This is a genomic window from Pedobacter jaeyakensis (assembly GCF_054461315.1).
Map to the genome: position 1 here is coordinate 1,131,569 of NZ_CM136921.1, position 11,596 is coordinate 1,143,164.

The window sequence follows — 11,596 nt, forward strand, 5'->3', positions numbered from 1 at the left end:
TTTGCCATTTATTTGGATTCTGAATTTCTTAAGAGTAATTTCAATGCAATAATTAATTAAATATAAACGCTTTTCTCAAGTATTGATGTGGGTGAATTGTGCGCAAAAGGGAGTGGTGAAAACTGCGCATTATGAAAACTCTCGTTATTTTAATCTGTCTGCCAGCGTTGATTTTTTGTAAATCATCATTTGCGCAAGTTAAGCCGTCACTTAAGCCTATAAAAATTGATTCCATTAAGATCGATAGTGTCTTTAAAAGCAAACTTCGGGCGGAGTCATCTGCACTTAAAGCAAAATTTAAGGATAAAATTTCTTCGATTAAAGATTCTAGCGGAAAGTTTTTAAATATTGATAAATCATCCAGGGCTTATTTAGCTAACCTAAATAAGAAAAAAAATGATTTAAAAGATTCGTTGCGAAATAACAGATCGATCAAGCTGCAGAATCTCGCTGTCGACAATTCCTTTTTATTAAATAATGGATTGAATAATTTGACTGGTTCCAGTAAATTATATAATGTAAGCGTTTATGCGCAATTAAAAATCTCAAAATTCCCCCTTGCGCTGGATATTTCCAATAACTCGAATTTTTCTAGCGGTTTAAGTTCTATGAAAGATGCATTGTTTAAAGTCAATTTAGATAAATCCCAATTTCAGCAGGTTTATCAGAATGATCTGGACAAGTTTTCAAGGTTTAAAAATATGGAGCTCTCTGGGTTAGATATACCTGGGTACTTAAAAAAGAACATTATTCAAAAAATGAGCTCCAGCGCTTTATCCGATATATCGAAATTTCCTCAACTCAACGCTGCATTAAACGATAGCAAACAAATTACCGCATTGTTGGAGATGGACGAGCAACAACTTAAACGGAAGCTTGATCAACTAATGGAAGTTAAGGAGCAAACCGCTACTAATAAATTAGATAGTCTTTCTTCAGAGAAAATACAGCAATTGAAGTTAGAGGCTGATCAAAAAAAGCAAGAAATAACAAACGTAATACTCTCTTTAAAGCAGAAAATGCAAAGCAGCGGACTGGATCAGCGGAAACTTTTATTAATTCAAAAATTTATTTCAAATAAAGGTGATGTAAAAGACCTCCAGAGTATGCTTGAAAACGAGCTCATGACGCAAGAAGGTCAAAGCCCTGCCGGGCGACTTTACTCCCGTGTCAAGGAATTTCAGGTTGGTAGTTTTGGACAAAAAATTCCGGGGTTATTGAATAGGGAGGCCTTACTAAACGGAACGAATTTTTCATTAAATACAAGCAGGGGACCGGTTAATCTAGGTGTGGGTGTGAATAAGGAATCGGAAATGCCAAAAGATGTTGGATTTAACCGCTCACTGTTTTCAGTGCCTAAACTGGTAACCTATGCCAGCATACCAGCAAGCAATTTTGCTTTTGGAAGTGGGAAATTGTCCTGGGTTGGATCATTCGATAAGCAGTCAAATGGCGGATTAAATTTGCAAAATGCTGTACCCAGGAACGGAAGTGCATTTATTGTAAGTCAGAATGTAAATTTCAACGCCATCGGCAAGTTTACAGTGGAAATGTCAAAATCCTCCACACAGTATAAGAACGTTTCTGTCGCTGAGGCTGATAAGCTGGTTCTGAATAACGACCTCAAAATGGGCAATTATTTTAGGGATGATTTTTTGCAAACCGTGTCTCTTGGTATGAAACATAATGTAGACGTTAAAAAATTGGGGCTGACGGCGAATAGCTTTTTTAGTTATTCAGGTTTAGGTTATCAAAATCCAGGTCAGCAGGGTTATGGTAATATGGGATTGCGCATGGGTGGAAGCTTAAAGAAGTCGTTCATGAGAAATAGGTTAATTCTCAATGCCAGAACTGATCTGAAGAACACGCCACTGAGTGCCGTATCTCATGCACATTGGAAAAACTACAATGTACAGTTTGACAGTAGATACCGAATCTCCAGAAGCTATTCTGTGAATTTAAAATATGGTGAGAATGGAGTTGATAAAGTTGATGGGATGAGCGCTGCTGTCTTTTCCTCTCAAAAGCTTCAAGCTGACTTGAACGCCAATTATAAATTGGGTGATAATTATGGCTTTAGTCATTTATCAGTTGGTAAACAACTTATGCTTAATCCAGGCTTGATTACCAATACCAACTTTGCTACAGTAATCTACTCACAAACAATTGTGCTGAAGGCTTTCTCGCTATCAGGAAATGCATTTTATAACAAAGAGCTCAGCGGCGCGCAAGTTTTGGGAGACATGATGAATGCGGATTTTGGTTGCCAATATACCATATTCAGGAATGTTAATATTTCTTCCGCCGTCACTTATTTGGATAATGAGAATATTGCACGACAGGCCGGTATCCGTCAAACCATTCAGTTATCTGCATTTAAGAATTTTGACATTAGTGCCTTTCTTGATGTGAGAAAAAACCTGATTAATCCGTTATATCCTGATTTGTTCGCAACTGGGAGAGGTGAATTATCTATACGTTACTTTTTAAACAGATAAGATGTTATATAAGAATATCATTATAGCTATACTTACACTGATTTCAGTTTCTGCTTCCGCACAGCTCAGTGTACAATTTATACCAGAAGTATACGGGAGAAGCATTGACGGGTTGGTCAATGCCAGTATTATCAATACTTCGGGTAGCATGAGCGTGAGGTTATCGATAACGGTTACAGAAGATAAGTTGGGCAAGGTAGTGACCCTCCTTACCCGGGCTTTCAGCATTAATAAAGGGAATAACGTTATTCCTGCAAATGCGATCAAGTCCTCCACGATCCAACTCTCCAATAACGCTTCAGCACGTTTTCTTCAAAAAAATGGATATTTTCCGCAAGGTAATTATGAGTACAACTTTCAAGTGATCTCAGCAATTTCTACAGAGGAAATTCTGATTGATCAGATTTTTAATAGTGAAGTGCTTCCGCCCGCTCCGCTTGATTTAATTGAGCCTTATAACGAAGAAAAAATCTGTAATAAAAAGCCCGTCCTCACCTGGCAACCGTCAATACCAACGGCCGTAGGTACTATGTATGAGCTTTTGCTTGTTGAAATTAAAGATCGCCAGACTCCTGTGGAGGCATTAAATTATAACCTTCCGGTAGTAAAGCAAAAAGGAATTAATAACCCAATTCTTTTGTATCCACCCTCTGCAAAGGAGTTGATAACAGGAAAAAGTTATGCATGGCAGGTCACCGCTTATATAGATCAAACCATTATCAACAGGTCCGAGATATGGGAATTCACTGTTAATTGCGAGGAAGAGGAATCACCAGTGGAAGACGACAATGGTTACAGAGATATAGAAGATCTTTTCCGCGGCAATTTTTATGTTGCAAATGGATACGTGAAATTTACTTTGGTCAATTCTTACAACGAGCAACCATTAAATTATTCCATTAGTTGCGTAACCGATCCGGGAATCAGAATCAGACAGTTGCCAAAAGTAAAGCTTAAAAAAGGCAAGAATAGGGTTCAGCTTGATTTTTCAAGAAACTTGTCATTTAGGGATGGGTATTCTTATTTGCTTGATTTAAAACTTCCAAATGGTCCTTCAAAAAAACTACGCTTTATTTATAAGGACTTAAAATGAAAAAATTACTAGCGCTACTTATTCTATTTGTAGTCTTCGGGTGCAAGGACAAAGGCCTGAAAGGTAATGCTATCGATGCTGATATAAAGGTATGGGCGCTGAAGTTGAAAGCAGATAAAGAAGGACTCTCCTATAACATAAGAATCTATCCCGATCAAAAATTTACACAGGGAAACCTGAAGCTTTCCGAACAAATGATGTACCGTGCAGACAGCTGTTTTTACCTTTTAGATGGCCAGAACAAAATTTATCCGCTAAGCACTGAATACGTTGCCGCCGGCAGTTCCAAGTATTTTGAGTACCTGGTTAGTTTCGGTTACATTAAGAATGAAAAGGGTCAAAGCATGCCATTGATTTACCAGGACAAATACATGAATAAGAAGAACTATCAAATAGGGTTTAAATAATATGGGATATAATTTTATAAGAAGGCATGCAAAACCAGTAGCTTATCTATTGTTGTTCAATATTTCGCTAAGTTCAATCTTGCCGCTTTCTGCATACGCACTCACTTCAGGACCTGCACAGCCTGAGTCACAATCTTTCCAGCCTGCAGGGACATCTGATATGGTGGATCTGCTATCTGGAGATTTCAAATATAATATCCCACTTATCGATGTGGACGGGTATCCGCTCAATTTAAACTATCAGTCTGGCGTTGGAATGGATGACGAGGCAAGTTGGGTTGGCTTAGGATGGAATCTCAACGTTGGTTCCATTAATAGACAGGTGCGTGGTGTTCCTGATGATTTTTCCGGAGATTCTCTGACAACTACCCATTATACGAAACCTAAAATCACTGTCGGCGGAAAGGTGACTGCAAAGATTGAGACCAGGGGTAAAGCTAGATTAAATGGCTCATTTACGTTTGGGGTTTTTAGCGACAACTATACAGGTATCGGAGCCGAACTTGGAGTGAATGCCGGCATGTCCTATTCCTTTGCAAACAGTGGACTGTTAACAAGCAGCATGGGAATAGGCGTACTGTCCAATACATCAAGTGGTGTCGACATTTCTCCTAACGTCTCTTTGTCAATTACAGAACAAGCAAAATCAAAATCTACTGTTAACGCAGGACTTAGCTCTTCTTTAGGATACAATAGCCGCTCTGGTTTGAAGAGTCTCACTCTTGGTGCAAGCTTTTCCAGTTATAAAATCTCTACTCCTGCAATTTCCTATAATACAGAGCCAATTTATCCAAAAGTTCAGATTCCATACTTTTCTGATTACGAATCGTTTAGTCTTGATGTAGGCGCAGCAGTTTTTGGCGTGTTTGCCGGTGTTGGGGGAACAGGTTATAAAAGCACACGGAGGGTTGAAAACACGGAAAGTATTAATAAAGAATACGGATTCTTATATGCTGAGCGAGGAAAAGACAATCCTAAAGGTGTACAGGATTTTATAAGAGAAAAGGAAAATCCGATTATTAACGAGCTACCTAACCTTGCCATACCAGTTCATACCCCAGATATTTTTACCTACAATAGTCAGGGTGGGTCAGGACAATTTCGTCTTTACCGCGATGGTACAGGAGTATGTGCTGATAATGAGGTCAGCGATAAAAGCAATGTGAAAACGAGTGGTTTAGACATAGGTTTTGGAGCGTATGGACATGGCGGTGTGACGGAATTTAAGCAAACAACCACCAATACGACCAGAAAGTGGAAGTCGAATAACAATTACTTAAAGAAAGGCGAATTCCAAGATTCGTCTAAAGTTAATCCTCTTTATGAAAATGTATATTTCCGAAAAGTGGACGATAGAGGGATTAGTGAAAATGGGGTGGCCGGCACCAATATTCTAAGTGTGAACTTAAAAGGAAAGACAGCGGATTCTTCATTTGTGACCAATACCAATTATTTTACAAATTCAAATATCTTGATTACTGAGCCGATTATTAAGAAAAAGCGTCAAGAGCGGAGAACAAGCATATCCTTTCTTACAGCCAGTGAAGCAAAAGTTGCCGCTTTGGATAAAACCATAAAAACTTATGCATTCATTGATTCAGCTTCATTCAATACTTTTTTACAAAGTACACCCGTTCCGGATGTTAGCTCAAGGGTTGATGGAGTGAAGAAGTCCCATCATATTTCGGAAATCACTGTTGCTGGCGACAACAATAGCCGGATGGTTTATGGTATTCCTGTTTATAATAAAAAACAGGAAGAATATTCTTTCGCATTGGGCAGAATGAATGTGAGTGCAGATACCAGTATGGTAAATACTAATCTTGCTATTCTAAAAACTGGTGCTGGTGATATTGGATATAAAAAAGGAATCGACGAATACTATCATAAGGAGCTGCAGCCCGGTTATGCCTCCAGTTATTTGCTCACGGCGATGTTGTCGCCTGACTATGCCGATAAAACCGGTGATGGGGTGACCAATGATGATATGGGTACGGCGATAAAGTTTAATTATTCAAAGATCGATACCTATAAATGGCGTACGCCTTACTCGGGGCGTAAACCAGGACAGACCACACTTACACGCACGGCAGTATTAAACAGGGGGCTTCTTGCTGATCCTGATGATGATAAAGGAAGCATAGTATATGGCGAAAAGGAAATTTATTATCCGCATTCTATCGAATCAAAAACCCAGATTGCTTACTTCATTACCGCCGACCGTTTGGATGGTTTAGGGGTAGTAGATTTTAGGGGTGATCGGGATAACAATGCTAAGCAGAGGGTCTTAAAAGAAATAAGGCTATATTCTAAAGCAGATAAAACCAAACCTATTAAAATAGTAAAGTTTGCCTATTCTTACGAATTGTGCAAAATAACGCCCAATTCACGTGGTGGCTTGAATAACGCTGCGGACGATACGGGTGTAGTAAATGGCAAACTGACTTTAAAAAGGGTATGGTTTGAGTATGGTAACTCACCAAAAGGTAAAGAGCATCCTTATTTATTTACCTACAATAACAAAGGTGCTTCGGCAAATGATGTTAACTACACCAGTATGGCAACGGACAGGTGGGGAACTTTTAAGGCAGCTTCCGTTAATCCTGGAAGTCTTACAAATGAAGAATATCCATATAGCTCTCAAAATAAAACGATTGCAGATCAAAATGCTGCACTTTACCACTTAACCAAGATTGAGCTTCCTACAGGTGGTATAATTGATGTAACCTATGAAGCGGATAGTTATGCCTATGTTCAAAATAAAAGAGCTGCTGTGATGACTCCTGTCACAGCAATGATCGCTTCACCAGCTGCCAATCAGCTGGAAAATGCAATTGGTTTGCAAATAGCTCTCGACTCGGTCCCTTCATCGGGTTTTAATAATGCGCAGCAAACGGAGTGGTTTAAGAAAACTTATTTAAGTGGCTCCTCGTACATTTATACTAAGCTATACACCGAGATCGGCACAGATAATAGGTTGAGTTATGGACAAAACTGGGATTTTATTTCCACTTATTGCAGAGTAGATAGCGTAAAAATATCGGCAAATGTCGCCTCCATTTTTTTTGAGCGAATTTCGGAATCTAATGTTACTGAAAATCCCATTCGGTTTTCTGCCTGGCAGAAAATGAAAAATGAATACCCCAGGTATGCTTATCCTGGATTTTTAAACCGTGTGAATAGCAGTACCGGTGGCAGTACTGCAAAGGCTGCAGTGTCGGCAATTGTTGATGCGGCTAAGAATTTAAGCGAGCTAAAGGAAAATTTCTACGTAAAAGCCAAACGAAAGAAATTTGCAAATAATATAGATTTGACAAAGAGCTTTGTACGGATTAGTAAAATATCAGGATACAAAGTTGGTGGCGGCGTTCGGGTTAGGAAGATCCAAATTAGCGATAATTGGCAAAATTTCACGGGCGATGCTCAGGCGACACCGGGAATATACGGGCAGTCATATGACTATACCACTTTAGAGGGAACGCGTAAAATTAGCAGCGGTGTGGCCAGTTATGAACCACCTGTAGGAAATGATGAAAACCCTTTTAAGCAGCCTGTACCTTATGTGCAACGCATCAAAGGTGCAATCAATAATTATTTCGAACTGGAAGAACCATTTGGAGAATCCTTTTTCCCATCACCATCAGTTGTATACAGCAAAGTAACTGTTAGAGACCTTGAAGCAAATGGCGCCGAAGTATCTAATCCTGCTACCGGATCGGTAAGTAATGAGTTCTACACGGCAAAGGATTTTCCTGTGCGGGTACAAGTAATGCCAATCCAAAAATACAATCCAAAACTGGCAAGTAACTATTCATTAGTGAGCACCAACAGTATAGAGGAAATGGTTTTGTCGCAGGGTTATAGCATTGAAACTAACGACATGCATGGGAAACCCAAAGCTGTTCGTATTTTCAATCAGGCCGGATCTGAAATATCATCTACCGTATATCAGTACAGTGTAGAAAATCCTTCAGCCGCGGAATTGCGATTGAACAATACGGTAAATGTAGTGCAACGTGACGGTACAGTAGTCAATAATGTCACACTTGGCCGCGACATTGAGTTCTTTACTGATTTTAGGGAACAGGAATCTAAAAATACAGGGCAGGCCATTAATATCGGTTTTGATTTGATACCCATTTGGGGGTTCCCAATACCAATACCACATTGGCCGGTTAGCGGAAATAATGAATACAAGCTTTTCAGGTCGGCCTGTGCGGTTAAAGTCATACAAAACTATGGCATAGTCAGCAGCGTGATCAAAACTGAGAACGGATCTTCTATCACTACCGAAAACCTCGTTTACGATGGGGTTACCGGGGATGCTGTGGTGACAAAAACCCAGAATGAGTTTAACAAATTTTATTATACCACCAATATCCCTGCCTACTGGATCTATCCCTACATGGGGGGTGCGTACCAGAATGTTGGTTTAATTTTAAAAGATTTAACATTAAATGGCAGTTTTGAAATTAATTCTTCTTGGAATAGTATTGTAAATGAAGGGGATGAACTGATCAGTATAGCCAATGGCACACGGTACTGGGTGAAAGCTAAGAGTACTGCCAGAATTCTCATTAGCGTTAACGGGGAACTGGTGACTACACTTGCTGCAGGGCCTTACAAAATAGTTCGTTCGTCCTTTAAAAATTTGCTTGGTGCCAGTGCGGGCAGTGTGGTAAGTTTAAATAACCCAATTGTAAGCAACAAGCTTCAGGTAACAGCAAATACGGACATTGGCTCCGCGCTAAAGGTTATCAGTGCGGCTGCAACGCTATATGACGATGAATGGGGAGTAAGACCTGATTGCGATTTGCCTGGGCCAACAATGGTGGAGAATACTGCTTATTGTTTTAGCTTTTCAGGAGGGTCTCTAAATTCTTTGTACAGCAGCTTGGGCTCGAGAATTCAAGAATTCCCTACCTCAACTGTAGTGACCAGGATATCAAAATTTTTGGGTGGAGATGCTTGTGTTGACGGATTGTTGCGTACGGCTCCCAGCTTAAAACAAGATACTACATCTCTTAAAGCAAAATCAATTCAAGGTGGAATGACGACCGACGCTATCAATACAAGTGTATGCAGCAGGCCAGATGTTCCAAATGCAATTACCAGCTATAGTTGCTGGCCACTAAACAGGTCGGGTATCTGGCTTTCTATACCCATTGCATCTAATTTAGATGAGTGGATTGGATTTGAAAAATGCGTGGATTTTCCAGAGTCAAAATATTATTATTTTGGTTTTGGGGCGGACAATGGTATGAAAGTATACGTGGATAATTTATCAACAGCACAATGGGAACTCGCTAATAACTCCGCCGACAGTTACAGTTACTGGACCATTAAACCACTTTATTTAACTGCCGGCCGCCACACAATCCGTGTCGAATTCACCAACAAGTTTGTAGCCGGACAAGACAATACAAATAACGCGGGCGCTGCCGGATTAGAGATTTACAACAATACTTACCAGGAGCTGCTCAATCATTTGCCTTATACACAAGATAACGGGTTACTTTTTACTACGAAGGAGTTAAGAGGTGCTTCGGCATTGAGTTTCAGGTCTCTTACGGACCAACCCCCTACCTCTTACACTTATCATTATACCTACCCGGATGGCTCAAAGGTAGAAGATTGTAATATCCCTGGTAAACCTATCAATCCATATTTGCAAGGCTTTAAAGGGAACTGGAGACCTTCTGAAAGTAAAGTATATCAAGGAAGCCGGTCTTACGATGATATTTTTGGCGCAGGCAAGCGTGGTATAGGTGTTGATGATGCAGGCTATTTAAAAGCATTTACGCCATATTGGTATAATCCTGGGAGTTCCGCTCCATGGACGGTCAATACCGCCAATAACTTATGGGTGACTGCGAATACAGTCACATTATATGATAAATACGGGCAGGAGTTGGAGAACCGGGATGCCCTAAACAGGTATAGTGCCGCAAAATTCGAGTTCAATGGGGAATTGCCATCTGCAGTAGCATCTAATGCCATGAACCGGGAGATTTTTGAGAATAGTTTCGAGTTTAGCGGTCAGCCTGTAACCAGTCAGGACAACTGTAATGTTAGGGAGTTTGCACTGAACGGCGCAAGACTAAGCAGCTACGCAAGCACTAATTTTTCACATACCGGTAATTACAGTGCCATCCTCCCCTTGGCAGGAGTTAAACTGACTACCATCAGGCATACTTTTGAACATAAAAAAGGCAGCCCGTATTTAGGGAACTTAAGTGCCAAAAACTATTATTTACTGTCTACACCAGGTTTGGCCCCAAATGGATTTGAGCCTCAGCCAACCGGCAAGTATACTTTTAATGCATGGGTATATGACGGGCACGCGACCGATCGGGTACTTGATTTAAACCTGTTCGTAAAAGGTTCCGGGGGAATGATGGCCCTGGTGCCACTGAGCTGTAAAGCAGTAGTTGAGGGGTGGAAATTGGTAGAAGGTGTGATTGACTGTACTGCGGTTCCGGGAAGCGTATTTGAACTTATTCTGAACCCAAATAACGCTGCGGTATATGTTGATGACATCCGGATCCATCCTGTTGCTGCACATCTGAAAACCTATGCTTACGACAATAAAACGCTGAAACTTATGGCTGAACTTGACGAGAACTGTTTTGCCACGTTTTATGAATATGATGATCAGGGGTCACTAATCAGGGTTAAAAAGGAAACTGAAAGAGGAATTATCACCTTAAAAGAAAGCAGGAGTTCTTATCGTAAAAAACAATAATTATGAGAAAGCGAAATTCAATTAACTACATAAAGTTTTCAATATTCGTCATTGTTCTGGCGTCAATTAGTGCCCTGGCTTTTGGCAATTGGTATAGAACAAAGGCAATTGCTCCAACAAAAAAAGTGGAGGTGGTAACTGAAACAAAAACAGCAATTGTCTATGACACTAAAATACTAGCCAGATTACGTGCTGTATGCGAGCGTCTTGATGCCAGTGGGAAAAGCTTCTTTTTATCAGGGAAGATCAGTTCTGTTAATGGGGCAGATAGTACCGAGAACATCAATAATGCAAACTATTTGCTAAGTAAAAGTGGTCAGAACTTCTATTGTCTTTTTGGAAACACGGAAACAATAAATACCTCTGAAGTATATGTGTTTGCAGATCACGATTTAAAAAGAATATTGGTTTCCACTGCGAAACAGATTTTAAGTCCCGCAGGAATGCCAGACATTAAAATCTTGCTAAAAAATCTGGAAGGTGAAGGTTTTACACTAACAGATGAGGTTGTAGGCGAATCCGAACAGATATCTTTAAAGAACGACTATCACGTAACCTGCAAAGAGTATACGGTCAGCTTTGATGCGAAGGAACTTGAACCCAGACAGATCTTTACCCGCCTGAGTGATCCACAGCATCCCGAAAACAAAGGATATGATAAAACCATCACCATTGACATCAAAAAATCCGGACAATATTCTGACGACGGCAAGTACGACCCTGGCCGTTTTGTGAATAAACTGAATGCTAAATGGGTACTTAGTACAGGATATGAAAAATATGAATTAATAGTTTTGTAAGCATAGAGAAATGACGCCAGGCTCAAAAAATATTGTAAAAATAATCTGCTTAT

The 11,596-nt window shown here is 40.0% G+C and carries 5 protein-coding genes; all 5 read left to right on the top strand.

The window, feature by feature from the left end; translation table 11 throughout:
* The first annotated feature begins 131 nt into the window (after positions 1 to 131).
* Genes ACXZ1K_RS05255 through ACXZ1K_RS05275 form a run of 5 tightly spaced genes read left to right on the top strand, consistent with a single transcriptional unit; the run spans position 132 to position 11,543 of the window.
* Positions 132 to 2,498 (top strand): hypothetical protein, encoded by a 2,367-nt coding sequence (locus ACXZ1K_RS05255; RefSeq protein WP_458972333.1) that lies wholly within the window; start codon positions 132 to 134, stop codon positions 2,496 to 2,498.
* 1 nt (position 2,499) lies between these two features.
* Complete coding sequence (locus tag ACXZ1K_RS05260; protein ID WP_458972334.1) at positions 2,500 to 3,591, top strand: DUF928 domain-containing protein; 1,092 nt, start codon at positions 2,500 to 2,502, stop codon at positions 3,589 to 3,591.
* Positions 3,588 to 3,998, top strand: coding sequence for a hypothetical protein (locus tag ACXZ1K_RS05265; protein ID WP_458972335.1), 411 nt, complete (start codon positions 3,588 to 3,590; stop codon positions 3,996 to 3,998). The genes ACXZ1K_RS05260 and ACXZ1K_RS05265 overlap by 4 nt, the downstream gene beginning before the upstream one ends.
* 1 nt (position 3,999) lies before the next feature.
* Entirely contained in the window at positions 4,000 to 10,743 is a 6,744-nt protein-coding gene (locus tag ACXZ1K_RS05270; RefSeq protein WP_458972336.1) for a PA14 domain-containing protein, read from the top strand.
* A 2-nt stretch (positions 10,744 to 10,745) separates the two neighbouring features.
* A complete protein-coding gene (locus ACXZ1K_RS05275) occupies positions 10,746 to 11,543 on the top strand; it encodes a hypothetical protein (RefSeq protein WP_458972337.1) in 798 nt (265 codons plus the stop codon).
* Positions 11,544 to 11,596: the final 53 nt, after the last annotated feature.

Excerpts from the sequence above, each read along its gene's own strand:
- ACXZ1K_RS05255 (WP_458972333.1), top strand. The coding sequence starts at position 132 with ATGAAAACTCTCGTTATTTTAATCTGTCTGCCAGCGTTGATTTTTTGT.
- ACXZ1K_RS05260 (WP_458972334.1), top strand. The coding sequence starts at position 2,500 with ATGTTATATAAGAATATCATTATAGCTATACTTACACTGATTTCAGTT.
- ACXZ1K_RS05265 (WP_458972335.1), top strand. The coding sequence starts at position 3,588 with ATGAAAAAATTACTAGCGCTACTTATTCTATTTGTAGTCTTCGGGTGC.
- ACXZ1K_RS05270 (WP_458972336.1), top strand. The coding sequence starts at position 4,000 with ATGGGATATAATTTTATAAGAAGGCATGCAAAACCAGTAGCTTATCTA.
- ACXZ1K_RS05275 (WP_458972337.1), top strand. The coding sequence starts at position 10,746 with ATGAGAAAGCGAAATTCAATTAACTACATAAAGTTTTCAATATTCGTC.